The 25,629-nt window shown below is 66.2% G+C and carries 17 protein-coding genes, 3 rRNA genes, 1 pseudogene and 1 riboswitch; of the genes and pseudogenes, 15 read left to right on the top strand and 6 right to left on the bottom strand.

Features of this window, described 5'->3' with window-relative positions:
- Positions 1-69: 69 nt before the first annotated feature.
- Positions 70-1,740, bottom strand: coding sequence for a phosphoenolpyruvate--protein phosphotransferase (ptsP, locus tag OG496_RS13270; protein WP_399396146.1), 1,671 nt, complete (start codon positions 1,738-1,740; stop codon positions 70-72).
- A 78-nt stretch (positions 1,741-1,818) separates the two neighbouring features.
- Positions 1,819-2,268 carry a PTS glucose transporter subunit IIA gene (locus tag OG496_RS13265; RefSeq protein ID WP_366495396.1) on the bottom strand — a complete coding sequence of 150 codons (450 nt, stop codon included), beginning with the start codon at positions 2,266-2,268 and terminating at the stop codon, positions 1,819-1,821.
- Positions 2,269-2,836: 568 nt separating this feature from the next.
- Between OG496_RS13265 and OG496_RS13260 the strand changes: the two genes are divergently transcribed.
- From OG496_RS13260 to OG496_RS13195, 14 genes and pseudogenes are all read left to right on the top strand, one after another.
- Positions 2,837-4,364, top strand: a 16S ribosomal RNA gene (locus OG496_RS13260).
- A gap of 312 nt (positions 4,365-4,676) precedes the next feature.
- Positions 4,677-7,799: ribosomal RNA gene (locus tag OG496_RS13255) — 23S ribosomal RNA — on the top strand.
- A 93-nt stretch (positions 7,800-7,892) separates the two neighbouring features.
- A 5S ribosomal RNA gene (rrf, locus tag OG496_RS13250) occupies positions 7,893-8,009 on the top strand.
- The 16S, 23S and 5S rRNA genes sit together here, the layout of an rRNA operon.
- A 110-nt stretch (positions 8,010-8,119) precedes the next feature.
- The gene (locus OG496_RS13245) at positions 8,120-8,728 is read left to right on the top strand and encodes a CDP-alcohol phosphatidyltransferase family protein (protein WP_033287014.1); all 609 of its coding nucleotides are present in this window, start codon (positions 8,120-8,122) and stop codon (positions 8,726-8,728) included.
- A gap of 114 nt (positions 8,729-8,842) precedes the next feature.
- A complete protein-coding gene (locus OG496_RS13240) occupies positions 8,843-11,338 on the top strand; it encodes a mannose-1-phosphate guanyltransferase (protein ID WP_033287013.1) in 2,496 nt (831 codons plus the stop codon).
- A 167-nt stretch (positions 11,339-11,505) separates the two neighbouring features.
- Positions 11,506-12,342 (top strand): DUF881 domain-containing protein, encoded by an 837-nt coding sequence (locus OG496_RS13235; protein ID WP_366497360.1) that lies wholly within the window; start codon positions 11,506-11,508, stop codon positions 12,340-12,342.
- Complete coding sequence (locus OG496_RS13230; protein ID WP_019059351.1) at positions 12,339-12,671, top strand: small basic family protein; 333 nt, start codon at positions 12,339-12,341, stop codon at positions 12,669-12,671. The genes OG496_RS13235 and OG496_RS13230 overlap by 4 nt, the downstream gene beginning before the upstream one ends.
- Positions 12,672-12,676: 5 nt before the next feature.
- Entirely contained in the window at positions 12,677-13,513 is an 837-nt protein-coding gene (locus OG496_RS13225) for a DUF881 domain-containing protein (RefSeq protein ID WP_366497355.1), read from the top strand.
- A gap of 61 nt (positions 13,514-13,574) precedes the next feature.
- Positions 13,575-14,456, top strand: coding sequence for an FHA domain-containing protein (locus tag OG496_RS13220; RefSeq protein WP_327405539.1), 882 nt, complete (start codon positions 13,575-13,577; stop codon positions 14,454-14,456).
- A 43-nt stretch (positions 14,457-14,499) separates the two neighbouring features.
- Positions 14,500-15,237 (top strand): MerR family transcriptional regulator, encoded by a 738-nt coding sequence (locus OG496_RS13215; RefSeq protein WP_366497353.1) that lies wholly within the window; start codon positions 14,500-14,502, stop codon positions 15,235-15,237.
- An 85-nt stretch (positions 15,238-15,322) separates the two neighbouring features.
- Positions 15,323-15,796: a bifunctional nuclease family protein gene (locus OG496_RS13210; protein ID WP_006123076.1), complete on the top strand. Its 474-nt coding sequence runs from the start codon at positions 15,323-15,325 to the stop codon at positions 15,794-15,796.
- 215 nt (positions 15,797-16,011) lie between these two features.
- Positions 16,012-16,656, top strand: coding sequence for a MerR family transcriptional regulator (locus tag OG496_RS13205; RefSeq protein ID WP_327405541.1), 645 nt, complete (start codon positions 16,012-16,014; stop codon positions 16,654-16,656).
- Between the two features lie 57 nt (positions 16,657-16,713).
- Positions 16,714-18,129: pseudogene (locus OG496_RS13200) on the top strand (DNA polymerase IV); the annotation flags it as partial.
- A gap of 402 nt (positions 18,130-18,531) precedes the next feature.
- On the top strand, positions 18,532-18,921 hold the full coding sequence (locus OG496_RS13195; protein ID WP_405971008.1) for a hypothetical protein: 390 nt from the start codon (positions 18,532-18,534) through the stop codon (positions 18,919-18,921).
- 84 nt (positions 18,922-19,005) lie between these two features.
- On the opposite strand, the gene OG496_RS13190 is transcribed toward OG496_RS13195, so the two are convergent.
- Positions 19,006-19,377, bottom strand: coding sequence for a PRC-barrel domain-containing protein (locus OG496_RS13190; RefSeq protein ID WP_318015068.1), 372 nt, complete (start codon positions 19,375-19,377; stop codon positions 19,006-19,008).
- A 114-nt stretch (positions 19,378-19,491) separates the two neighbouring features.
- Positions 19,492-19,587: riboswitch (glycine riboswitch) on the top strand.
- Between the two features lie 188 nt (positions 19,588-19,775).
- On the opposite strand from OG496_RS13190, the gene gcvP reads away from it, so the two are divergent.
- The gene (gene gcvP / locus OG496_RS13185; protein ID WP_405971007.1) at positions 19,776-22,661 is read left to right on the top strand and encodes an aminomethyl-transferring glycine dehydrogenase; all 2,886 of its coding nucleotides are present in this window, start codon (positions 19,776-19,778) and stop codon (positions 22,659-22,661) included.
- Positions 22,662-22,701: 40 nt separating this feature from the next.
- Here the strand turns inward: gcvP and OG496_RS13180 are convergent, their stop codons facing one another.
- From OG496_RS13180 to modA, 3 genes are read right to left on the bottom strand one after another with little or no spacing between them, the layout of a single operon-like run.
- Positions 22,702-23,775 carry an ABC transporter ATP-binding protein gene (locus OG496_RS13180; RefSeq protein WP_405971006.1) on the bottom strand — a complete coding sequence of 358 codons (1,074 nt, stop codon included), beginning with the start codon at positions 23,773-23,775 and terminating at the stop codon, positions 22,702-22,704.
- 49 nt (positions 23,776-23,824) lie between these two features.
- Positions 23,825-24,682 (bottom strand): molybdate ABC transporter permease subunit, encoded by an 858-nt coding sequence (modB, locus tag OG496_RS13175; protein ID WP_366497349.1) that lies wholly within the window; start codon positions 24,680-24,682, stop codon positions 23,825-23,827.
- Positions 24,679-25,500, bottom strand: coding sequence for a molybdate ABC transporter substrate-binding protein (modA, locus tag OG496_RS13170; RefSeq protein WP_405971005.1), 822 nt, complete (start codon positions 25,498-25,500; stop codon positions 24,679-24,681). The genes modB and modA overlap by 4 nt, the downstream gene beginning before the upstream one ends.
- Positions 25,501-25,629: the final 129 nt, after the last annotated feature.

Raw genomic sequence — 25,629 nt, 5'->3', positions numbered from 1 at the left:
CTCACCCACTGGTGAGGCGCCCCTGGAACACAACCGACGGACGGCTTCCCGCCCGACGACTAGTTTCGACTATTCGCCGGACAGGACCGCCTGAGCCGCCGAACGCGCCTCCTCGGCACTGTCCGCGGCGCGCGCGGCCAGCGCGGCCCGCTCGCACTGCGCCAGCGTGTACTTCGCCAGCATCGAGCGCACATAAGGAATCGAAGCCGCACCCATAGAAAGGGAGGTGACCCCAAGACCGGTCAGCACACAAGCCAGCAGCGGGTCGGACGCGGCCTCACCGCAGACACCACAGCTCTTGCCCTCGGCCTTCGCACCCTCGGCGGACATCGCGACCAGGTCGAGCAGCGCGGGCTGCCACGGATCCTGCAGACGGGACACCGCGCCCACCTGACGGTCGGCGGCGAAGGTGTACTGCGCGAGGTCGTTGGTCCCCAGCGACAGGAACTCGACCTCCTGCAGAATCGAGCGCGCCCGCAGCGCGGCCGACGGAATCTCCACCATCGCACCGAACTTGGCCCGCAGCCCGGCCTCCCGGCACGCGTCCGCGAACGCCTTCGCGTCCGCACGGTCCGCGACCATCGGCGCCATGACCTCAAGGTAGACCGGCAACCCTTCGACGGCCTTCGCGAGCGCCGTCAGCTGGGTACGCAGCACGTCGGGGTGGTCGAGCAGCGACCGCAGACCGCGCACGCCCAGAGCCGGGTTCGGCTCGTCGGCCGGCGTCAGGAAGTCCAGCGGTTTGTCCGCGCCCGCGTCCAGCACCCGCACGACGACACGCCCCTCGGGGAACGCCTCAAGCACCTGCCGGTAGGCCTCGACCTGCTTCTCCTCGGACGGCGCGTTCTTGCTGTCGTCCAGAAAAAGGAACTCGGTACGGAAGAGCCCCACACCCTCGGCCCCCGCCTCCAGCGCGGCCGGTACATCAGCAGGACCGCCGACGTTGGCCAGCAGCGGCACCTTGTGCCCATCGGAGGTGGCACCAGGACCGGTGGAAGCGGAGAGAGCGGCCCTGCGCGCGGCGGCCGCGGCCTCCAACTGCTCCTTCTTCTCATCACTGGGGTTCACGAAGATCTCACCGGTGCTGCCGTCCACGGCGACCACCGTGCCCTCGGCCAACTCCCCGGCCCCCGGCAGCGCCACCACGGCCGGCACACCGAGCGCCCGCGCCAGGATCGCGCTGTGACTCGTCGGCCCGCCCTCCTCGGTGACGAAACCGAGCACCAGCGTCGGGTCCAACAGCGCCGTATCGGCAGGCGCAAGGTCACGAGCAATAAGGACGTACGGCTCGTCGCTGTCCGGAACACCCGGCATCGGCACCCCGAGCAACCGGGCGACGATACGGTTCCGCACGTCATCGAGATCGGCCACCCGGCCGGCGAGATACTCACCGGCACCGGCCAGCAGAGCACGGTAGGCGGCGAAGGCGTCGTAGACAGCCCGCTCCGCGGTACTGCCGACCGCGATACGGCGTTCCACGTCTGCCATCAGCTCGGGGTCCTGGGCCATCATGGCCTGCGCTTCGAGCACCGCCTGGGCTTCGCCCCCCGCCAGATTGCCGCGCGCCATCAGGTCGGCCGCCACAGCGTCCACGGCTTGGCGGGCGCGCCCCTGTTCACGCTCCGCGTCCTCCACCGGAATCTGCTTGGCAGGCGGTTCCAGAACCGCCGTCCCCATGTGCCGAACCTCGCCGATCGCCACACCGTGGCTCACACCGACGCCTCGCAGCGTTGTCTCCATCTCACCCGTCTCCGATAGTGCGGCGGGTCCCGCCGCCGCGGTGGTTGTCCTGCGCACCGTCATACGACGGCATTGACGTCACTCCCAGGTGAAGAGACTGTCGCCGGCCTTCACGTCGCCGTCCTCGCGGAGACCGGAGAGGGCGTCGGCCGTGGCTTCGAGAGCCACGATCGGGCACACCGGGGACTTGCCGGCGGCCTCGACGGCGGCCGGGTTCCAGCGCACGACACTCTGGCCGCGGGTCACGGTGTCGCCCTTGTTGACGAGCAGCTCGAAGCCCTCGCCATTGAGCTGCACGGTGTCGATACCCAGGTGAGTGAGCACGCCGTGCCCCTCACTGTCCACGACCACGAAGGCGTGCGGGTGGAGGGAGACGATGACTCCGTCCACGGGAGAGACAGCCTCGGAGGGCTCACGTACGGGGTCGATGGCCGTGCCGGGGCCGACCATGGCTCCGGAGAAGACCGGATCCGGCACCGCGGCCAGTCCGATGGCACGTCCTGCGAGAGGGGACGTCACGCTGGTCATGGGAAGCCTCCCAGGGGTGGAAATGTGATGGGGCCGTCACTACCTGTCCCGGACGGCACACTGAGCAGCAGGGTATGTCATATGTAGTAATGGTTCCGCCCGAGAGGTCCGGATTAGTGGTCTAGACCACACCTCTAATCGATTTGCACCTGCTCTACGGCCGCATGTACAGTCGTGCTCCTGCTTGAGGCCGAGCGACGCGACCAAGCGTCTTTGCTTGGCCTGGCAGCACTCAACTTGTCAGATCCTATCCCGGGGTCACCTTCTGCATGCCTGCAGGACGGTGGTCAGGGGGCCGGAAAAACACTGATAGAGTTTGGAACACCGAAGGGAAGCCCGGAGGAAAGCCCGAGAGGGTGAGTACAAAGGAAGCGTCCGTTCCTTGAGAACTCAACAGCGTGCCAAAAATCAACGCCAGATATGTTGATACCCCGTCTCCAGTCATCATCTGATGTCTGGGGCGTGGTTCCTTTGAAGAAAACATACAGCGAGGACGCTGTGAACGGTCGGGCTTATTCCGCCTGACTGTTCCGCTCTCGTGTGTGTCGTTCCCGATTACGGGAAAACATTCACGGAGAGTTTGATCCTGGCTCAGGACGAACGCTGGCGGCGTGCTTAACACATGCAAGTCGAACGATGAACCACTTCGGTGGGGATTAGTGGCGAACGGGTGAGTAACACGTGGGCAATCTGCCCTGCACTCTGGGACAAGCCCTGGAAACGGGGTCTAATACCGGATAATACTCCTGCACTCATGTGTGGGGGTTAAAAGCTCCGGCGGTGCAGGATGAGCCCGCGGCCTATCAGCTTGTTGGTGAGGTAATGGCTCACCAAGGCGACGACGGGTAGCCGGCCTGAGAGGGCGACCGGCCACACTGGGACTGAGACACGGCCCAGACTCCTACGGGAGGCAGCAGTGGGGAATATTGCACAATGGGCGAAAGCCTGATGCAGCGACGCCGCGTGAGGGATGACGGCCTTCGGGTTGTAAACCTCTTTCAGCAGGGAAGAAGCGCAAGTGACGGTACCTGCAGAAGAAGCGCCGGCTAACTACGTGCCAGCAGCCGCGGTAATACGTAGGGCGCAAGCGTTGTCCGGAATTATTGGGCGTAAAGAGCTCGTAGGCGGCTTGTCACGTCGGGTGTGAAAGCCCGGGGCTTAACCCCGGGTCTGCATTCGATACGGGCTAGCTAGAGTGTGGTAGGGGAGATCGGAATTCCTGGTGTAGCGGTGAAATGCGCAGATATCAGGAGGAACACCGGTGGCGAAGGCGGATCTCTGGGCCATTACTGACGCTGAGGAGCGAAAGCGTGGGGAGCGAACAGGATTAGATACCCTGGTAGTCCACGCCGTAAACGGTGGGAACTAGGTGTTGGCGACATTCCACGTCGTCGGTGCCGCAGCTAACGCATTAAGTTCCCCGCCTGGGGAGTACGGCCGCAAGGCTAAAACTCAAAGGAATTGACGGGGGCCCGCACAAGCAGCGGAGCATGTGGCTTAATTCGACGCAACGCGAAGAACCTTACCAAGGCTTGACATACACCGGAAAGCATTAGAGATAGTGCCCCCCTTGTGGTCGGTGTACAGGTGGTGCATGGCTGTCGTCAGCTCGTGTCGTGAGATGTTGGGTTAAGTCCCGCAACGAGCGCAACCCTTGTCCTGTGTTGCCAGCGTGCCCTTCGGGGTGACGGGGACTCACAGGAGACCGCCGGGGTCAACTCGGAGGAAGGTGGGGACGACGTCAAGTCATCATGCCCCTTATGTCTTGGGCTGCACACGTGCTACAATGGCCGGTACAATGAGCTGCGATACCGTGAGGTGGAGCGAATCTCAAAAAGCCGGTCTCAGTTCGGATTGGGGTCTGCAACTCGACCCCATGAAGTCGGAGTTGCTAGTAATCGCAGATCAGCATTGCTGCGGTGAATACGTTCCCGGGCCTTGTACACACCGCCCGTCACGTCACGAAAGTCGGTAACACCCGAAGCCGGTGGCCCAACCCCCTTGTGGGGAGGGAGCTGTCGAAGGTGGGACTGGCGATTGGGACGAAGTCGTAACAAGGTAGCCGTACCGGAAGGTGCGGCTGGATCACCTCCTTTCTAAGGAGCATCTAGGCCGCCAAGTTCGCTTGGTGGTCCAGGGCCATTACGTCGGCAGATGTCCGACGGTGGTTGCTCAAGGGTGGAACGTTGATTATTCGGTGTCGCCGCTCATCTCGGGCTGCAAGTACTGCTCTTCGGGGCGTGGAAAGCTGATCACGAGTGACGGGGATGCCGGGCACGCTGTTGGGTGTCTGAGGGCACGGCCGAGAGGCTGCCTTCAGTGCCGACCCCAGTGAACTCCGGTGCAGACCGGGGGTGATGGGTGGTTGGTCGTTGTTTGAGAACTGCACAGTGGACGCGAGCATCTGTGGCCAAGTTTTTAAGGGCGCACGGTGGATGCCTTGGCACCAGGAACCGATGAAGGACGTGGGAGGCCACGATAGTCCCCGGGGAGTCGTCAACCAGGCTTTGATCCGGGGGTTTCCGAATGGGGAAACCCGGCAGTCGTCATGGGCTGTCACCCTTGCCTGAACACATAGGGCAAGTGGAGGGAACGCGGGGAAGTGAAACATCTCAGTACCCGCAGGAAGAGAAAACAACCGTGATTCCGGGAGTAGTGGCGAGCGAAACCGGATGAGGCCAAACCGTATACGTGTGAGACCCGGCAGGGGTTGCGTGTACGGGGTTGTGGGATCTCTCTTCTGTCGTCTGCCGGCGACAGGACGAGTCAGAAACCGTTGATGTAGGCGAAGGACATGCGAAAGGTCCGGCGTAGAGGGTAAGACCCCCGTAGTCGAAACGTCAACGGCTCGTTTGAGAGACACCCAAGTAGCACGGGGCCCGAGAAATCCCGTGTGAATCTGGCGGGACCACCCGCTAAGCCTAAATATTCCCTGGTGACCGATAGCGGATAGTACCGTGAGGGAATGGTGAAAAGTACCGCGGGAGCGGAGTGAAATAGTACCTGAAACCGTGTGCCTACAAGCCGTGGGAGCTTCGCGCATCAAGTTTACTTGGTGCGTCGTGACTGCGTGCCTTTTGAAGAATGAGCCTGCGAGTTTGCGGTGTGTTGCGAGGTTAACCCGTGTGGGGAAGCCGTAGCGAAAGCGAGTCCGAATAGGGCGATTTAGTAGCGCGCTCAAGACCCGAAGCGGAGTGATCTAGCCATGGGCAGGTTGAAGCGGAGGTAAGACTTCGTGGAGGACCGAACCCACCAGGGTTGAAAACCTGGGGGATGACCTGTGGTTAGGGGTGAAAGGCCAATCAAACTCCGTGATAGCTGGTTCTCCCCGAAATGCATTTAGGTGCAGCGTCGTGTGTTTCTTGCCGGAGGTAGAGCACTGGATAGGCGATGGGCCCTACCGGGTTACTGACCTTAGCCAAACTCCGAATGCCGGTAAGTGAGAGCACGGCAGTGAGACTGTGGGGGATAAGCTCCATGGTCGAGAGGGAAACAGCCCAGAGCATCGACTAAGGCCCCTAAGCGTACGCTAAGTGGGAAAGGATGTGGAGTCGCAGAGACAACCAGGAGGTTGGCTTAGAAGCAGCCACCCTTGAAAGAGTGCGTAATAGCTCACTGGTCTAGTGATTCCGCGCCGACAATGTAGCGGGGCTCAAGCGTACCGCCGAAGTCGTGTCATTCATACAACAGGGCCAACGCCTGTATGGATGGGTAGGGGAGCGTCGTGTGCCGGGTGAAGCCGCAGCGGAAGCTAGTGGTGGACGGTTCACGAGTGAGAATGCAGGCATGAGTAGCGATACACACGTGAGAAACGTGTGCGCCGATTGACTAAGGGTTCCTGGGTCAAGCTGATCTGCCCAGGGTAAGTCGGGACCTAAGGCGAGGCCGACAGGCGTAGTCGATGGATAACCGGTTGATATTCCGGTACCCGCTGTGAAGCGTCAAACATCGAGCCCATTAATGCTAAGGCCGTGAAGCCGTTCCGGACCCTTCGGGGAATGGAAAGTGGTGGAGCCGCCGGCCCAAGATGGTAGTAGGTGAGTGATGGGGTGACGCAGGAAGGTAGTCCATCCCGGGCGGTGGTTGTCCCGGGGTAAGGGTGTAGGACGAGTGGTAGGCAAATCCGCCACTCACATAGTCTGAGACCTGATGCCGAGCCGATTGTGGTGAAGTGGATGATCCTATGCTGTCGAGAAAAGCCTCTAGCGAGTTTCATGGCGGCCCGTACCCTAAACCGACTCAGGTGGTCAGGTAGAGAATACCGAGGCGTTCGGGTGAACTATGGTTAAGGAACTCGGCAAAATGCCCCCGTAACTTCGGGAGAAGGGGGGCCATCACCGGTGAGAGGATTTACTCCTTGAGCTGGGGGTGGCCGCAGAGACCAGCGAGAAGCGACTGTTTACTAAAAACACAGGTCCGTGCGAAGCCGTAAGGCGATGTATACGGACTGACGCCTGCCCGGTGCTGGAACGTTAAGGGGACCGGTTAGTCACTCTTCGGGGTGGCGAAGCTGAGAACTTAAGCGCCAGTAAACGGCGGTGGTAACTATAACCATCCTAAGGTAGCGAAATTCCTTGTCGGGTAAGTTCCGACCTGCACGAATGGCGTAACGACTTCTCGACTGTCTCAACCATAGGCCCGGTGAAATTGCACTACGAGTAAAGATGCTCGTTTCGCGCAGCAGGACGGAAAGACCCCGGGACCTTTACTACAGTTTGATATTGGTGTTCGGTTCGGCTTGTGTAGGATAGCTGGGAGACTGTGAACTCTGGACGCCAGTTCAGGGGGAGTCGTCGTTGAAATACCAGTCTGGTCGTGCTGGATGTCTAACCTGGGTCCGTGATCCGGATCAGGGACAGTGTCTGATGGGTAGTTTAACTGGGGCGGTTGCCTCCTAAAGAGTAACGGAGGCGCCCAAAGGTTCCCTCAGCCTGGTTGGCAATCAGGTGTTGAGTGTAAGTGCACAAGGGAGCTTGACTGTGAGACCGACGGGTCGAGCAGGGACGAAAGTCGGGACTAGTGATCCGGCGGTGGCTTGTGGAAGCGCCGTCGCTCAACGGATAAAAGGTACCCCGGGGATAACAGGCTGATCTTCCCCAAGAGTCCATATCGACGGGATGGTTTGGCACCTCGATGTCGGCTCGTCGCATCCTGGGGCTGGAGTCGGTCCCAAGGGTTGGGCTGTTCGCCCATTAAAGCGGTACGCGAGCTGGGTTTAGAACGTCGTGAGACAGTTCGGTCCCTATCCGCTGCGCGCGCAGGAACATTGAGAAGGGCTGTCCCTAGTACGAGAGGACCGGGACGGACGAACCTCTGGTGTGCCAGTTGTTCTGCCAAGGGCATGGCTGGTTGGCTACGTTCGGGAGGGATAACCGCTGAAAGCATCTAAGCGGGAAGCCTGCTTCGAGATGAGTGTTCCCACCCCCTTGAGGGGTTAAGGCTCCCAGTAGACGACTGGGTTGATAGGCCGGATCTGGAAGGCGGGTAACCGCTGGAGGTGACCGGTACTAATAGGCCGAGGGCTTGTCCTCAGTTGCTCGCGTCCACTGTGTTGGTTCTGAAACCACGAACAACCCCATGCCCGGGGGCCACTGGGTGTGGTGCGGTTGTCTGTTTCATAGTGTTTCGGTGGTCATAGCGTGAGGGAAACGCCCGGTTACATTCCGAACCCGGAAGCTAAGCCTTACAGCGCCGATGGTACTGCAGGGGGGACCCTGTGGGAGAGTAGGACACCGCCGAACTCCTTTTAGAGCTCTGGCTCTTGGGCATACAGCCCAAGAGCCAGAGCTTTTTTGCGTTGGGGTAAGGTCAGGGGGCATCGTCGGCACGTTTTCCCACAGGAGGCCCCCGGGTGGAGGTCCAGGAGACCCGCGTCCAGACAGAGCGGGTGCTCACCATCCCGAACATCCTCAGCATGGCGCGCCTGGTCGGCGTACCCATCTTCCTGTGGTTGATCCTCAGGCCCGAGTTCGGTGGCCCCAAGAGCGACGGCTGGGCGCTTCTGGTGCTGATGCTGAGTGGGATCAGCGACTACCTGGACGGCAAGCTCGCGCGCCGCTGGAACCAGATCAGCAGCCTTGGCCGGCTCCTCGATCCCGCTGCGGACCGGCTCTACATTCTCTCGACTCTCGTCGGACTCACCTGGCGCGAGATTCTGCCAATCTGGTTGACCGCCGTACTGCTGGCGCGAGAGCTGGTGCTGCTCGTGGTGGTCGGCATCCTCAGGCGGCACGGCTATCCGCCGCTGCAGGTGAACTTCCTGGGCAAGGCGGCTACGTTCAACCTGATGTACGCGTTCCCGTTGCTGCTGCTCAGTGACGGAAGTGGATGGCTTCCCTCACTCGCAGCGATTTTCGGATGGGCGTTCGCAGGATGGGGTACAACGCTCTACTGGTGGGCAGGAGTCCTCTACGTGGTACAAGTCCGCCGCCTACTGCGTGCGGACGCCATGGCCGACTGACCTTGCCGATTGGGCGGTAACAGTCGCTCGATGGCCCGTTGCGCAAAAGTGCGGGACAATCTGGACTGGTGAAGTCGGCTAGACCGTCGTCTCGCAGAGGAGGACGCTTCCGACATGAAGGCCGTCGTGATGGCCGGAGGCGAAGGCACACGCCTTCGCCCCATGACCTCAAGCATGCCCAAGCCACTGTTGCCCGTGGTCAATCGACCGATCATGGAGCACGTGCTCAGGCTGCTCAAAAGGCATGGGCTCAATGAGACCGTAGTCACCGTGCAGTTCCTGGCCTCGCTGGTCAAGAACTACTTCGGTGACGGCGAAGAGCTCGGGATGGAGCTCTCGTATGCCAATGAGGAGAAGCCACTCGGTACCGCCGGAAGCGTCAAGAACGCCGAAGAGGCGTTGAAGGACGATGCCTTCGTCGTCATCTCCGGTGATGCCCTGACCGACTTCGACCTCACCGAACTGATCAATTTCCACAAGGAAAAGGGCGCGCTGGTCACGGTCTGTCTGACCCGTGTGCCCAATCCGCTGGAATTCGGCATCACCATCGTCGACGAAGAGGGAAAGGTCGAGCGTTTCCTTGAGAAGCCGACCTGGGGTCAGGTCTTCTCCGACACGGTGAACACGGGCATCTATGTAATGGAGCCCGAGGTTTTCGACTATGTCGAGGCCGACGTTCCCGTCGACTGGTCCGGCGATGTCTTCCCGCAGTTGATGAAGGAAGGCAAGCCGGTCTACGGCTTTATCGCCGAGGGCTACTGGGAAGATGTCGGCACCCACGAGAGCTATGTGAAGGCGCAGGCCGATGTCCTGGAGGGCAAGGTCGACGTCGAGATCGACGGCTTCGAGCTGTCGCCGGGCGTATGGGTGGCCGAGGGCGCCGAGGTGCACCCCGACGCGGTTCTCCGCGGGCCGCTGTACATCGGTGACTACGCCAAGGTCGAGGCCGGTGCCGAAATCCGTGAGCACACCGTCATCGGTTCCAACGTCGTCGTGAAGACCGGGGCCTTTCTCCACCGGGCCGTCGTGCACGACAACGTGTACGTCGGGCAGCACAGCAATCTGCGGGGCTGTGTCGTCGGAAAGAACACCGACATCATGCGTGCGGCCCGGATCGAGGACGGCGCGGTCATCGGTGACGAGTGCCTGATCGGTGAAGAATCGATCGTGCAGGGCAATGTGCGGGTCTACCCGTTCAAGACGATCGAAGCCGGTGCCTTCGTCAACACGTCGGTCATCTGGGAGAACAGAGGCCAGGCGCACCTCTTCGGCGCACGCGGTGTGTCCGGGATCCTGAACGTGGAGATCACGCCGGAGCTCGTCGTCCGTCTGGCCGGCGCCTACGCCACGACCCTCAAGAAGGGGTCGACGGTCACCACGGCCCGCGACCACTCCCGAGGCGCCCGTGCGCTCAAGCGGGCGGTGATCTCCGCCTTGCAGACGAGCGCCATCGACGTACGGGACCTGGAGAACGTACCGCTGCCCGTGGCCCGGCAGCAGACCGCGCGGGGCAGTGCCGGCGGGATCATGATCCGGACCACCCCTGGTGTGCCGGACTCCGTCGACATCATGTTCTTCGACAGCCAGGGCGCCGACCTCTCGCAGGGGAGTCAGCGCAAGCTGGACCGGGTCTTCGCGCGGCAGGAGTACCGGCGTGCGTTCCCCGGCGAGATCGGGGACCTGCACTTCCCGGCCAGTGTCTTCGACTCGTACACCGGGTCCTTGCTACGGAATGTCGACACGACTGGGATCGCCGAATCCGGTCTCAAGGTCGTGGTGGACGCGTCGAACGGCAGTGCCGGGCTCGTGCTGCCCAGTCTGCTCGGCAAGCTCGGTGTGGACTCGCTGACGATCAATCCAGGGCTCGACGAGTCCAGGCCGACGGAGACCGCGGACACACGGCGGTCGGGGCTGGTGCGGCTCGGCGAGATCGTGGCCTCCGCGCGGGCCGCGTTCGGGGTGCGGTTCGACCCCGTCGGTGAGCGGCTCTCGCTCGTCGACGAGAAGGGGCGGATCGTCGAGGACGACCGGGCCCTGCTCGTGATGCTCGACCTGGTGGCCGCGGAGCGGCGCAGCGGGCGGGTGGCGCTGCCGGTGACCACCACGAGGATCGCCGAGCAGGTGGCGGCGTATCACGGGACGCAGGTCGAGTGGACGACGACCTCGCCGGACGACCTGACCAGGGTCGGCCGTGACGAGACGACCATCTTCGGCGGGGACGGCAAGGCCGGGTTCATCATCCCGGAGTTCAGCAGCGTCTTCGACGGCGCGGCAGCCTTCGTACGACTCATCGGACTGGTGGCGCGTACGCAGCTGACACTGAGCCAGATCGACGCCCGGATTCCGCGGGCGCATGTCCTCAAGCGGGACCTGGCGACTCCCTGGGCCGTCAAGGGACTTGTGATGCGGCGGGTCGTCGAGGCGGCCGGTGATCGCTTTGTCGATACGACGGACGGTGTGCGGGTCGTGGAGACGGATGGGCGCTGGGTGATGGTGCTGCCCGACCCCGCCGAGGCGGTCACGCATCTGTGGGCCGAAGGGCCCGACGACGCCTCCGCGCAGGCCCTGTTGGACGAGTGGTCGGCGGTCGTGGACAGCGCCGGGCGGTAAAACACCACGCACGCGCGCGTGCCGGACATGCGTCCCCAAGGGGGCCTGTCCGGCACGCCGGTGGGGCCATTCGGAGGTACAGGCCACCACGTGCGACGATGTGCGGCATGCCGCAGCAGCCCCCCGTTCGGAGCACACCCACGCGCCCTGCGCGCCCGGACGCGTCCATGTCGCTGCTCACCAATGTCATGGACCACAGCCTCGACGACGGCTACGCCGAGGCCGCCGCCCGGAAGAAGGCCGCGGGCGAGAGCGGCATGCCGAAGACCCTCCGGGCGAAGCTCGGTCTCGCCGCCGGTCTGGTGCTGGCGGCCCTTGTCGTGACGCTGGGTGCGGCACAGGCGCGTGTGGCCGCCCCCGTGGTGGCCAAGGAGCGCCAGGAGCTGATCGACCGTATCGACAAGGAGACGACGTCGGCCGACAAGCTGGAAGGCACTGTCGACGAGCTCCGTGACGATGTGAGCGCGCGGCAGCGGGCGGCGCTCAAGACGAGCGGCGGCAGCGGCCAGGCGGATCTCGTGAGCATGCTGTCCGGTGCCACCGCGGTGCACGGTCCCGGTGTGAAGCTCGTCGTCGACGACGCGAAGGAAGCCAGCTCCGGCGGGGGCGACAACCCGCGTGAGACCGCCGACTTCTCCGACACCGGGCGGGTGCGCGACCGCGACATGCAGCGCGTCGTCAACGGACTGTGGGCGGCGGGCGCCGAGGCCGTCTCCGTCAACGGGCAGCGGCTGACGGCGCTGTCCGCGATCAGGGCCGCGGGTGACGCGATACTGGTCGACAACAGGCCACTGGTACCGCCTTATACGGTGCTCGCGGTGGGGGACGGCCAACGGCTGAGCACCAGGTTCCAGAACGCTGCCGACGGGCTCTATCTGCACGCCCTGGAAGACAACTACGGCATCAGGGCGACCATCGCCGTGGAGAGCGATCTCCGGCTGCCCGCCGCGCCGAGTGTGATCGTACGTACAGCACAGCCGAGAACTGAGAAGGGCACATCGTGATCGCCGTACTGGGCCTCATCGTGGGAGTGGTGGCCGGAATCCTGGTCCGGCCTGAGGTGCCGGTGGTCGTGGAGCCCTATCTGCCGATCGCCGTCGTCGCGGCGCTCGACGCGGTCTTCGGTGGGCTGAGGGCCATGCTCGACGGCATCTTCGACGACAAGGTCTTCGTGGTGTCGTTCCTGTCGAACGTGGTCGTGGCCGCCCTGATCGTGTTCCTGGGCGACAAGTTGGGCGTCGGCGCCCAGCTGTCCACGGGTGTCGTGGTCGTCCTCGGTATCCGGATCTTCTCCAACGCCGCGGCCATTCGCCGGCACGTCTTCCGGGCGTGAGGTCGATGAGCAACGAGGACGAGCGGTCGGAACACCGGCTGCGCAGGGAACTGCCCGAAGAGGTACCGGCGTCTGCTTCCTCGGAGGCGCCGATCACCGAGGAGAAGTCCGGGCCCACCGTGACCGGTCGGCAGCGGCTGGTGCAGGGGCTGTGGCCGCCGCGCGCGAGCAGGGCCCAACTCATCGTCGCGGTGCTGCTGTTCGGTCTCGGTTTCGGGCTGGCCGTACAGGTCGCCTCGAACAGCAACAGTGACAGCGCGCTGCGTGGGGCACGGCAGGAAGATCTTGTGCGCATTCTCGATGAACTGGACGACCGTACTCAGCGTCTTGAAGACGAGAAGCAGGGTCTGCAGAAACAGCGCGACGAGCTGGAGAACAGCTCCGACCAGGCCGAGGAGGCCCGCAAGCAGACGGCCGAGAAGGAGAAGCAACTCGGCATTCTGGCGGGCACCGTGGCCGCGCAGGGACCCGGCATCACGATGACCATCGACGACACGAAGGGAACGGTCGAGGCGGACATGCTGCTCGACGCGGTCCAGGAGTTGCGCGCGGCCGGCGCGGAGGCGATCCAGGTGAACGATGTCCGGGTCGTGGCCAACACGTACCTGACGGACTCCGGCAAGAGCGTGAGCGTCGACGGGAACAAGATCAACGCCCCCTATCGTTTCAAGGTCATCGGCAAGCCGCAGGATCTGGAACCGGCGCTCAACATCCCTGGAGGTGTGGTGCAGACTCTTGAGAAGGAGCAGGCCACCGTTACCGTCGGGCGGTCGGCCAAGATCGTCGTGGATGCCTTGCGGGCGGCGAAGCAGCCTGACTACGCTCGGTCGTCCTCCCGGTGAACCCCGGGTGCATGGGGGCCGTTGCGCGAGGGCATGAGGTTGCGGGGGGTCGACGCACCGATTGGGTGGTGCGTGGTGGAAACTGTCTGGTGGATACGGACGTTGTGAGGATGTCCGGGTCAACCGGTGTGTTCAATCAGGGTTCGTCCTGCCCCACGGGCGGGTCTGTTTCGGTCAAGGGGAATCGCCCGTGAAGTTGTTTGCGAAGTTGTTCGGCAAGAGTGCGAAAGAGAGCAGCGACAACCAGACCGCTCGCCACCGCGCACAACCGGACGCAGAAGGCCAGCGCCCGCTGTTCCGCGACCAGGTCGCAGGCCAGGGCGCGCCGTCGGTTGACCCTGCGCAGTCCGGCGACATAGGTTTCGGGCAACCGTCAACCTCAAGTACGGGTGGAGGGTTTTCCCCTATGTCGGCCCTGGTGTGTACGAGGTGCGGTAACCGCAACGCGGAGAACAGCCGCTTCTGTTCCAACTGCGGTGCGCCGCTGCGCCCCGGCGCGACTCCGGAGCGTCCGTCCGAGACGACCTCCACGATCTCCATCTCCGGTCTTGAGGCCTACGACGCCGAAGTGACCGGTCAGACGCAGATGCCCACGCTCTCCCCGGAGGCGCAGGCCGCCGTCGACGCCCTGCCGTTGGGCTCGGCGCTGCTGGTGGTGCGGCGCGGTCCGAACTCGGGCAGCCGCTTCCTGCTGGACGGCGAGCTGACCACGGCCGGCCGTCATCCGCAGAGCGACATCTTCCTGGACGACGTGACGGTCTCGCGCCGCCATGTGGAGTTCCGGCGCTCTCCTGACGGTTCGTTCACGGTCGCCGACGTCGGCAGCCTGAACGGCACGTACGTCAACCGCGAGCGCATCGACTCGGTCTCGCTGGCCAACGGTGACGAGGTGCAGATCGGCAAGTACCGGCTGGTGTTCTACGCGAGCCAGCGGGGTTACTGACCCTCCCTCGGACTGGGTCCGGGGGATTCCCCCAGGAAGGTCCATGCTTCAAACACCGAGCGGCGGTGCCGGGCACGGTACCGCCGCCGCGGACACTGGGCTGATGAGCATCGGCACGGTGCTGAACGCGCTGCGCGACGAGTTCCCCGAAGTCACCATCTCCAAGATCCGTTTCCTGGAGTCGGAGGGCCTCATCGAGCCGCAGCGGACCCCTTCCGGGTACCGCAAGTTCAGCCCCGCCGACGTCGAGCGCCTCGGCCATGTCCTGAGGATGCAGCGGGACCACTATCTGCCGCTCAAGGTGATTCGCGAGCATCTCGACGCCATGGAGCGCGGTGAGGCCGCGCCCCTGCCCACGGTGGGGCGTCAGCGGGACGGCGAGGTCGTCCTGGAGCCCGTGGAGGGGCCCACGGCGGCCCGGATCGGGCGGGCCGAGCTGATGGCCGCCGCCGGGATCGGCGAGCAGGAGCTCGACGAGTGGGAGTCGTACGGACTCATCGCCCCGCTGCCGGACGGGGTTTACGACGCGGAAGCCGTCACGGTGGCCGGACTTGTTCTCGAACTCGGGCGGTTCGGGATCGAGCCGCGGCATCTGCGCGCCATGAAGGCGGCCGCCGACCGTGAGGCTGGGCTTGTCGACCAGGTGGTGGCCCCGCTCAAGCGGCACCGCAATCCGCAGACCAGGGCCCACGCGGAGGCCCGTACGAAGGAATTGGCGGGACTCACGGTGAAGCTGCACGCGGCTCTGGTGCAGACCGCGCTGGGCGTGCGCCTGCCCTGAGGCGGACGGCTCTGCGGCTGCCTGATCGGTCACCCGTTCTCGGCCCGACTACCCAAACGTCCCGGGCACGGCCTAGGGTTGCTGTGTGAACGAGCTCGATGTCGTAGGTGTCCGGGTCGAAATGCCCTCCAACCAACCGATCGTGCTCCTGCGTGAAGTGGGAGGCGACCGCTACCTCCCCATCTGGATCGGGCCCGGGGAGGCGACGGCGATCGCCTTCGCGCAGCAGGGCATGGCCCCCGCACGACCGCTGACCCACGACCTGTTCAAGGACGTGCTGGAGGCCGTCGGCCAGGAGCTGACCGAAGTGCGCATCACGGATCTGCGGGAGGGCGTCTTCTACGCGGAGCTGGTCTTCGCCAGCGGCGTCGAGGTGAGCGCCCGCCCGTCCGACGCCATAGCGCTGGCGCTGCGCACCGGGACGCCGATCTACGGCAGTGACGGTGTGCTCGACGACGCGGGCATCGCGATCCCGGACGAGCAGGAGGACGAGGTGGAGAAGTTCCGCGAGTTCCTCGACCAGATCTCGCCCGAGGACTTCGGCACCAACAGCCAGTGAGCCGAGGGTCGGCGAGAAAATGCTGGCATTTGCCACCGGCGTGTGAGAGCGTCCTGCGGCTCTCCGCGAGCGCATTCGGCTAGCCTTTCCCCGCGGTGGGACACGGGAAACCACTCCTAGGGTGATTATCACTCGGCGTGCCGAGTGTGGCGATCGTTGACGCACCCCTGGTGACTGCCTACCGTCGAGAAGGCAGGTCAAGGACGGAGGTCGGCGTGAGAAGCAGCGGCGACGGTACGGCTGGGGGTGCCCCGGAACGCAGTTTCGGGGACAGAGGCCCGTACCCGCTTCACGGCAGTACGGCCGATCGCATTCCGCAGCGGCCGGCGGCAGTGCCGAGCAGCGGAGGGGCGACGTCCATGGCGTCCGAGGAGATCGGTTACCGGGGCCCTACGGCCTGTGCGGCGGCCGGCATCACCTATCGGCAACTGGACTACTGGGCGCGCACCGGGCTCGTCGAGCCCAGCGTGCGGCCCGCACACGGGTCGGGGACACAGCGGCTCTACAGCTTCCGGGACGTCGTCGTCCTGAAGATCGTCAAGCGGTTCCTCGACACGGGTGTGTCGCTGCAGAACATCCGCAGCGCCGTTCTGCACCTGCGGGAGTGCGGCTTCCGTGACCTGGAGCGCATGACGCTGATGAGCGACGGCGCGACGGTCTACGAGTGCACGTCGCCGGACGAGGTCCACGCGCTGCTCCAGGGCGGCCAGGGGGTCTTCGGGATCGCCGTGGGGGTCGTGTGGCGGGATGTCGAGAGCGCCCTGTCGCAACTGCACGGGGAGCGCGTCGACACCGGCGAGACACTCGTCGGGTCCAACCCCGCCGACGAGCTGGCCAGGCGGCGCAACCGGGCCGTCTGAGGGCCCGGCGGGAGCCGTAGCGGGGCATTGTCAGTGGCGTAGGGCAGCATCGGAGATGTGAGAACCGCGCCCACGATCCTGCATCTCGACATGGATGCCTTCTTCGCCTCGGCGGAGCAGGCGTCCAAGCCGAGCCTGCGCGGGAAGGCCGTCGTCGTGGGCGGGCTCGGACCGCGCGGGGTGGTCGCCACCGCGTCGTACGAGGCACGGGTCTTCGGGGTGAACTCGGCGATGCCCATGGCCCAGGCGCGCCGGCTCGCTCCGAACGCGGCGTATCTCGTGCCGCGCTTCGGGTTCTACCGGTCGATCAGCGAGCAGGTGATGGGGCTGCTGAGGGCGTTGTCGCCGCTGGTGGAGCCGTTGAGCCTGGACGAGGCGTTCGTGGACCTGGAGGCCGCGGGAGCGGCCTGGGACGCGGAGTCGGCGCAGCTGACCGGGGCACGGCTGCGGGCCGACATACGGGCGGTCACGGGGCTCACGGGGTCGGTGGGCCTCGCCGCGTCCAAGATGATCGCGAAGATCGCCTCCGAGCGCGCCAAGCCGGACGGACTCGTGCTGATCGAGCCGGGCAGTGAGCGGGCTCTGCTCGGACCGTTGTCCGTGCGCACGCTGCCGGGTGTCGGGCCTGCGACAGGTGATCATCTGCGGCGGGCCGGGATCACCACGGTCGACGAGATCGCCGAGGCGGGTGAGGACGAGCTCGTACGGCTGGTGGGCAAGGCCCACGGGCAGTCGCTGTACGCCATGGCGCTCGCGCACGACGAGCGGCCCGTGGTGGCCGAGCGGGAGACGAAGTCGGTGTCGGTCGAGGACACGTACGACGTCGACATCCACGACCGGATCAGGGTGGGGCTGGAGGTGCAGCGGCTCGCCGACCGGTGTGTACGGCGACTGCGCGCGGCCGGGTTGTCGGGGCGGACCATCGTGCTCAAGGTGCGGCGGTACGACTTCTCGACGCTGACCCGGTCCGAGACGCTGCGCGGGCCCACCGACGACCCGGGGGTGGTGCGGGAGGCGGCGGCCCGGTTGCTGGACTCAGTGGACACCACGGGCGGGGTACGGCTGCTTGGGGTGGGTGTCTCCGGGCTCGCCGACTACACGCAGGAGGACCTGTTCGCGCAGGCGGCGGGGGAACAGGCCGATCTTCTTGAGGAGGAGCACACCGAGGAGGAGGGGGGCGAGGAGCCGGCGGCACCGGTGGAGCGGCGCTGGCCCGCGGGGCACGATGTGCGGCACGCCGGGTTCGGGCATGGGTGGGTGCAGGGGAGCGGGCTGGGGCGGGTCACTGTGCGGTTCGAGACGCCTGAGGATTCGGGGCCGGGGCGGGTGCGGACGTTCCGGACCGACGATCCTGAGCTGGAGTTGGCGGAGCCGTTGCCGTTGGTGGCGCGGCTTCCTGATGTGGTGCCGGGTGCGGCGCCTGGGTTGGTGGCGCGAGGTTCTGGTGAACCGTCGGAGGAACCGTTGCCTTTGGCGGGGCGGGAGCGGGGTGACTTGCCCGGGGAGCCGATGCCAATGCCGTTGGCGGCGCCGGGCCCCGACGACCCGCCGATCGAGTCGTCGGCGTCAGTCGCGCGGCGTCCGGATGCCCTGCCGGCGGCCCCGGAGGGCCGAGGCTACGGCGAGCCGCCTGTCGAATTGCTGCCGTCGGTGGAGCCAGGCCTCGATGCCCTGCGGGGTGAGGCGCTGCCGTTGTCGGCACGGGGTCCCGGTGGCTTGCCTGCTGAGCCGTCGGCGTCGGCCGCGCGGCATCCTGACGCCTTGCCTGCGGCGCCGACGCCGTTAGAAAGTTGAGGCCCCGACGAGCCGTCTTCCGAGATGCTGCCATCGGTTGCGCGGGGTTCCGGCGCCGAGCCCGCTGAGCCGGTGCGGTCGGTGGAGCCAAGTCCCGGCGTTCCGCGGGGTACGCCGCTGTCGTCGGTCGAGCCGAGCCCTGGCGTTCCGCGAGCCGAGCTGCTGCCGTCGGTCGTGTGGCGTTCCGAGGTCGTGGCTTCCGCGCTGACGCCGTTGGTGGAGCCGGGCCTTGTTGTCCCGCAGAGCGAGCTGCTGCCGTCGGTCGTGTGGCGTTCCGAGGTCGTGGCTTCCGCGCTGACGCCGTTGGTGGAGCCGGGCCTCGTTGTCCCGCAGAGCGAGTCGCTGCTGTCGGTTGCGCGGGGTTCAGGTGTCACCGGACGACGCGTGGCGTTCCAGCGTCGGACTTGCTGCGCGGACGCCCTTGGTGGCGGCGCAACCGGATACCCAGCCCGCCGTATCAACGCCCCCTGACACTCGACGCCCGGATGCCCAGCCCGGCGCGTCGTCACCCCCGGAGGCTGCACGACCCAGCGACGCCCCGCCCGCCGAACCCGTTCACGTGTCGTCGGAGCCCGCCAGTTTGCCGAAGTCGTGGTCTGGGAGCGATGGGGGTGGGCCCACGTCGAGGCCGTAGTGGTGGTAGAGCTGGAGTTCCTGGTCCGGGGAGAGGTGGCGGCCTACGCCGAAGTCGGGGGCGTCCTTGATCAGGGAGCGGTCGAAGGGGATGTGCAGGGTCCCCTCGATCAGTTCGCTGGGCTCCAGGGGGACGAAGGCGTCTCTGGAGAACAGGCCGGTGCGTATGGCCGCCCACTCCGGTTCGCCGGTCGCGTCGTCGAGGTAGACCTCGTCGATCGTGCCGATCTTGGCGCCGGTGCGGTCGAACGCCTTGCGGCCGATCAGGTTGCGCGGATCGATATCGGTCTGCACGGGCCCTCCTCCTGGTCGCAACTCATCCGTAAGCACTACAAAAGAGCACATTGGGGAAGGTGGCCACTCGAAAGCTCGGCTTCAACGCTCGCTGGTAGGCTGGCCATCGGCTGCTGACCCCGTGCGGGAGAGTCCTCCAGACTTCATCGGAGGCGCCGAAGGAGCAAATCCTCCCCGGAATCTCTCAGGCTCACGTACCGCACGGACGAGGTCACTCTGGAAAGCAGGGCGGGTGTCGTCGACGGTGTCGACGGTTTTCGCCCTCACCGACGGTGAAAGCCGGGTGCCTTCGGGATGCCCGGTGAAGCTCTCAGGTTGAGATGACAGAGGGGGAGGCCGTCCGGCACCCCGCTGTCGTGGTGCCCTCGAAGGTCGTGTCCGACCAGGAGGCCTCCCTAATGACTGCCCCTCGCATTCCGCTCTCCGAGCTCGAACAGGGAATCCCGTTCGAGCAGCGTCACATCGGTCCCGACCAGGAGGCGCGGGCCAAGATGCTCGCGCAGGTCGGCTACGGCTCGCTCGACGAGCTCACGGCCGCCGCGGTCCCGGATGTGATCAAGAACGCCGACGCTCTCGATCTGCCGGGCGCCCGTACCGAGGCCGAGGTGCTGGCCGAGCTGCGTTCCCTCGCGGACCGCAACGAGGTCCTCGGTTCCATGATCGGGCTCGGGTACTACGGGACCTTCACCCCGCCCGTGATCCTGCGCAACGTCATGGAGAACCCGGCTTGGTACACGGCCTACACGCCGTATCAGCCGGAGATCTCCCAGGGGCGGCTCGAAGCCCTTCTCAACTTCCAGACGATGGTTGCCGATCTGACCGGGCTGCCGACCTCCGGTGCCTCCCTGCTCGATGAGGGGACCGCCGCCGCGGAGGCCGTGGCGCTGTCGCGGCGCATGGGCAAGAACAAGAAGGGGCTGTTCCTGGTCGACGCGGACGTGTTGCCGCAGACCATCGCCGTGATCGAGACGCGTGCCGAGCCGGCCGGTGTCGAGGTCGTCGTCGCCGACCTCAGCGAGGGCATCCCGGCCAGGATCGCGGAGCGGGAGATCAACGGCGTGCTCGTGCAGTACCCGGGCGCCTCCGGAGCCGTACGCGACATCAAGCCGCTGATCGAGCAGGCGCACGCGCTCGGTGCGCTCGTCACCGTCGCCGCCGATCTGCTCGCGCTGACGCTGCTGAAGTCGCCGGGTGAGCTGGGCGCGGACATCGCGGTCGGTACGACGCAGCGGTTCGGGGTGCCGATGGGCTTCGGCGGGCCGCACGCCGGATACATGGCCGTGCACGAGAAGTTCGCGCGCAGCCTGCCCGGGCGGCTCGTGGGCGTCTCCGTCGACGCCGACGGACACAAGGCCTACCGCCTCGCCCTGCAGACCCGCGAGCAGCACATCCGCCGCGAGAAGGCCACCAGCAACATCTGTACCGCCCAGGTGCTTCTTGCGGTGATGGCCGGCATGTACGCCGTCTACCACGGGCCCGAGGGGCTGAAGGGCATCGCGCGGCGGACGCATCGGTACGCCACGATCCTTGCCGCGGGTCTGAAGGCCGGTGGTGTCGAGGTCGTGCACGGTGGTTACTTCGACACGCTGACCGCGCGCGTTCCCGGCCGGGCCGCCGAGGTCGTCGCCGCCGCGCGCGAGGACGGCGTCAACCTGCACCTCGTGGACGCCGACCAGGTGTCCATCGCCTGCGACGAGACCACCACGCGTGCCCAACTGGCCGCCGTATGGACCGCGTTCGGGGTCGACGGGGACATCGAGGCGCTTGATGCGAGTGCCGAGGACACCTTGCCCGCCGGGCTGCTGCGCACCGATGCCTACCTCACGCACCCCGTCTTCCGGGACCACCGTTCCGAGACCGCGATGCTGCGGTACCTGCGTCGGCTCGCCGACCGGGACTACGCGCTGGACCGGGGCATGATCCCGCTCGGTTCCTGCACCATGAAGCTCAACGCGACCACCGAGATGGAGCCGGTCACCTGGCCCGAGTTCGGACAGCTGCACCCCTTCGCGCCCGCCGAGCAGGCGCAGGGATACCTCACGCTCATCCGGGAGTTGGAGGAGCGGCTCGCCGAGGTCACCGGGTACGACAAGGTGTCGTTGCAGCCGAATGCCGGTTCCCAGGGGGAGTTGGCCGGGCTGCTCGCCGTACGCGGGTATCACCGGGCCAATGGCGATGAGCAGCGGACCGTCTGTCTGATTCCGTCGTCCGCGCACGGCACCAACGCCGCGAGCGCGGTGATGGCCGGGATGAAGGTCGTCGTCGTGAAGACCGCCGAGGACGGTGAGATCGACGTCGAGGATCTGCGGGCGAAGATCGAGCAGTACCGCGACGAGCTGTCGGTGCTGATGATCACCTACCCGTCCACGCACGGGGTGTTCGAGGAGCACGTCGCCGACATCTGCGCGCAGGTGCACGAAGCCGGCGGGCAGGTCTACGTCGACGGCGCCAACCTCAACGCCCTTGTGGGGCTTGCCAAGCCGGGGCACTTCGGCGGGGACGTCTCGCATCTGAATCTGCACAAGACGTTCTGCATTCCGCACGGTGGCGGTGGTCCGGGGGTCGGGCCGGTCGGGGTGCGCGCGCACCTCGCGCCGTATCTGCCGAACCACCCGTTGCAGCCTGCGGCCGGGCCGGAGACGGGAGTTGGGCCGATCTCGGCGGCTCCCTGGGGTTCCGCCGGGATCCTGCCGATCTCTTGGGCGTACGTCCGGCTCATGGGTGGCGAGGGGCTGAAGCGGGCCACGCAGGTGGCGGTGCTCAGCGCCAACTACATCGCCAAGCGCCTTGAGCCGCACTACCCCGTGCTCTACACCGGGCCCGGTGGGCTCGTCGCGCACGAGTGCATCATCGATCTGCGGCCGATCAGCAAGGCGACCGGCGTCAGCGTCGACGACATCGCCAAGCGGCTCATCGACTACGGCTTCCACGCGCCGACGATGTCGTTCCCTGTGGCCGGGACCCTGATGATCGAGCCGACCGAGTCCGAGGACCTGATCGAGCTGGACCGGTTCTGCGAGGCGATGATCGCCATTCGTGGCGAGATCGAGAAGGTCGGCGCGGGGGAGTGGCCGGGCGAGGACAACCCGTTGAGGAACGCGCCGCACACCGCTGCCGCGTTGGGTGGGGAGTGGGAGCACGCGTACACGCGTGAGGAGGCTGTCTTCCCGGCCGGTGTGTCCGTCGCCGACAAGTACTGGCCGCCGGTGCGGCGGATCGACCAGGCCTTTGGTGACCGGAACCTGGTGTGCTCCTGCCCGCCGTTGGACGCCTACGAGGACTAGACGCTCCGCTGGTAGACCGGGACTTCGGGCGCGGGGCATCTCAAGCCGGATATGCGTGCGTCTGGGTCGCCTTCACCGCGGCCCAGACCAACGCGCCCTGGTGCAGGTCCAGTTCGGCCGCCGCTACTGTCGTGAGGTCGGCGGTCAGGGGGAGTTCGCCGGTCAGGTCTACGCGGATCTGGTCGCCGTGGGTTTCCAGGCCCGCCACCTCGCAGTGCCAGAGGTTGCGGGCGCTGGCGGCGGTGGGGCGGTCGCCGTAGAGAGTTACGCCGCTCGGCGGGAACGCTACGAAGACCTCGCCCTGGAGGTCCTCCGTGGTGGTGACCGTGGGGCCGGTGTCGAGGGTGACCGTGTGGCCGTCGGACCGGCCCTTGTAGAGGTTGAGGCCTACGAGTTGGGCGATGTAGTCCGTGCGCGGGTGGCGGGCGATGTCGGCGGGGGTGCCCTCCTGGACGATCGTGCCCTGCTCGATCACGACCAGGCGGTCGGCCAGCACCATGGCGTCCAGCGGGTCGTGGGTGACCAGGACGGCGACCGCCTCGAACTCGGCCAGGTGGCGCCGGAGTTGGGCGCGTACGTCGAGGCGGGTGCGGGCGTCCAGGGCGGCGAGGGGTTCGTCGAGGAGGAGCAGGCGCGGGCGGGTCGCCAACGCCCTTGCCACGGCGACGCGTTGGGCCTGACCGCCGGAGAGTCTGCGGGGCTTGGCGGCCGCGTGCTCGGCGAGGCCCATGCGGTCCAGCCACTCGGCGGCGATGGCGCGGGACTCCGCCTTCGTCGCGCCCTGGCAGCGTGGGCCGAAGCCGACGTTGTCGAGTGCTGTCAGGTGGGGGAACAACAAGTAGTCCTGGAAGACGACTCCTACCGGGCGGGACTCCGGTGGTGTGCGGTCCAACTGCTCACCGTCCAGCCGTAGATGACCGTCCGTCAGGCGGACCAGGCCGGCCAGGGCGCGTAGCGCGGTCGTCTTGCCCGCGCCGTTCGGGCCGAGCAGGGCCACGACGTCTCCGGGGGCGGCGGTCAGTTCTACGTCGAGGCGGAAGGTGCCGCGGTCCACGACGAGATGGGCGTCGAGGCCCTGGGCGCCGGTGAGTTCGACGTCGGCGGTGTCGGTCATGACGTGCACGTCCAGGGGGCTGATGTGCGGGCGGTCGTACGGGTGTTGCTCATGACGTGGTCATCCAACGGTCCCGTAGGCCTGCCAAAACCGCGATCGACACGGCCAGGAGGACCAGGCTCAACGCGATGGCCGCCTCCGGGTCGTTCTGGAGGGCCAAGTAAACCGCTAGCGGCATGGTCTGGGTGCGGCCGGGGAAGTTGCCGGCGAAGGTGATCGTCGCGCCGAACTCGCCCAGTGCGCGGGCCCAGGCGAGGACCGCGCCCGCCGCGATGCCCGGGGCGATCAGGGGGAGCGTGACCCGGCGGAACGCCGTGAAACGGGAGGCGCCGAGGGTTTGGGCCGCCTCCTCGTAGCGGGGGTCCGCGGCGCGCAGGGTGCCCTCGACGCTGATGACGAGGAACGGCATCGCGACGAAGGCCTCGGCGACCACGACACCGGTCGTGGTGAAGGGGAGCGTGATGCCGAACCACGAGTCCAGCCACTGGCCTACGACGCCGTTGCGGCCGAGGGCGAGCAGGAGTGCCACACCGCCGACCACTGGTGGCAGGACCAGCGGGAGGGTCACCAGGGCGCGGAGGAAGCCGCGGCCGGGGAACTCCGTGCGGGCCAGTACCCAGGCCAGCGGTACGCCCAGGACCAGGCTCACGGCCGTCGCCGCGGTCGCGCTGAACAGGGACAGCTGGAGCGCCTGCCAGACCTCCGTGCTCGTCAGCTGGGATGGGAGGGACCGCCATGGGGCCCGTACCAGCAGGGCGATCAGCGGCAGGAGTAGGAACGCCAGCCCTACCAGCGCCGGGATCAGGAGGGGGAGTGGCACTCCCCGCCCTGTCATCCGGACACGGCGACGCCGCGGACCGCCCTTGAGGGTCTCGGCCGCGGCGTCGGAGGTGTCGAGCTGGGTCACGGCTTGAGGAAGCCCGCCGTGGACAGCACCTTCTGGCCCTCGGTGGACTGCACCAGCGCGATGAACGCCTTGGCGGCGACGGCGTTGGGCGCGTCCTTGAGGAGGACGATCGGGTAGTCGTTGATGGCGTTGGCGGACTCGGGGAACTCCACGCCCTGGACCTTGCTGCCGGCGGCGTGCACGTCGGTCTTGTAGACGACCGCCGCGTCGGCCTCCTTCAGCTCCACCTTCGTCAGGGCGCTCTTGACGTCCGCCTCGTACGACACCGGGGTGAGCTTCAACTTGCTTGCCGTCAGCGCCTTTTGGGCCGCCGCACCGCACGGCACCGTCTTGTCGCAGAGCACGACCTTGAGCGAGGACTTCGTGAGGTCCTTCAGGGAGGTCACCTTGTCGGGGTTGCCCGGCAGGGTGGCGATCTCCAGCTGGTTGCGGACGAAGGTGGCCGGCGTGCCGACGCCGTCGCCCTTGTTCGTGACGATGGCCATGGTCTTGGGGCTCGCGGCGGCGAACACGTCGGCCGGGGCGCCGCCGGTGATGCTCGCGGCGAGGGTGTCGCTGCCGCCGAAGTTGAAGGTGACCTTGGTGCCCGGGTGGGCCGTCTCGAACTCCTTGCCCAGGGTCGTGAACGACTCCTGGAGCGAGGCGGCGGCGAAGACGGTGACGGTGCCGGACATCTTCGGGGACGCGGACGCCGAGGAGTCGGACTTCGAGGAGGACGAGTCGTCGCTGGAGGAGCAGGCGCTCAGGGCCAGCAGCGCGGCGGCTCCGGCCCCCGCTACCTGCAGGGTCCGGCGGGTCCGACGCGCGGAACGGGTCATCACGGTTCTACTCCTCTGGTCTCTTCATGAAAGGGGCTCATGAAAGGGGTTGTCGCGCCCTGGGACGACCGCAACGGCCGTGCCGCGATGATACTGCCGCATATGCAAGGCATAAGTCTCCTGTCGCAT

Source organism: Streptomyces sp. NBC_00988, assembly GCF_045162645.1.
Taxonomy (GTDB): Bacteria; Actinomycetota; Actinomycetes; order Streptomycetales; family Streptomycetaceae; genus Streptomyces.
Note: the sequence above shows the minus strand (reverse complement) of the source record. Positions and strands in the feature narration are given on the sequence as shown.

Bases quoted from the DNA above. Each gene is read 5' to 3' on its own strand.
- ptsP (WP_399396146.1), bottom strand. From the start codon at position 1,740: ATGGAGACAACGCTGCGAGGCGTCGGTGTGAGCCACGGTGTGGCGATC.
- OG496_RS13265 (WP_366495396.1), bottom strand. From the start codon at position 2,268: ATGACCAGCGTGACGTCCCCTCTCGCAGGACGTGCCATCGGACTGGCC.
- OG496_RS13240 (WP_033287013.1), top strand. From the start codon at position 8,843: ATGAAGGCCGTCGTGATGGCCGGAGGCGAAGGCACACGCCTTCGCCCC.
- OG496_RS13235 (WP_366497360.1), top strand. From the start codon at position 11,506: ATGTCGCTGCTCACCAATGTCATGGACCACAGCCTCGACGACGGCTAC.
- OG496_RS13225 (WP_366497355.1), top strand. From the start codon at position 12,677: ATGAGCAACGAGGACGAGCGGTCGGAACACCGGCTGCGCAGGGAACTG.
- OG496_RS13215 (WP_366497353.1), top strand. From the start codon at position 14,500: ATGCTTCAAACACCGAGCGGCGGTGCCGGGCACGGTACCGCCGCCGCG.
- gcvP (WP_405971007.1), top strand. From the start codon at position 19,776: ATGACTGCCCCTCGCATTCCGCTCTCCGAGCTCGAACAGGGAATCCCG.
- OG496_RS13180 (WP_405971006.1), bottom strand. From the start codon at position 23,775: ATGACCGACACCGCCGACGTCGAACTCACCGGCGCCCAGGGCCTCGAC.
- modA (WP_405971005.1), bottom strand. From the start codon at position 25,500: ATGACCCGTTCCGCGCGTCGGACCCGCCGGACCCTGCAGGTAGCGGGG.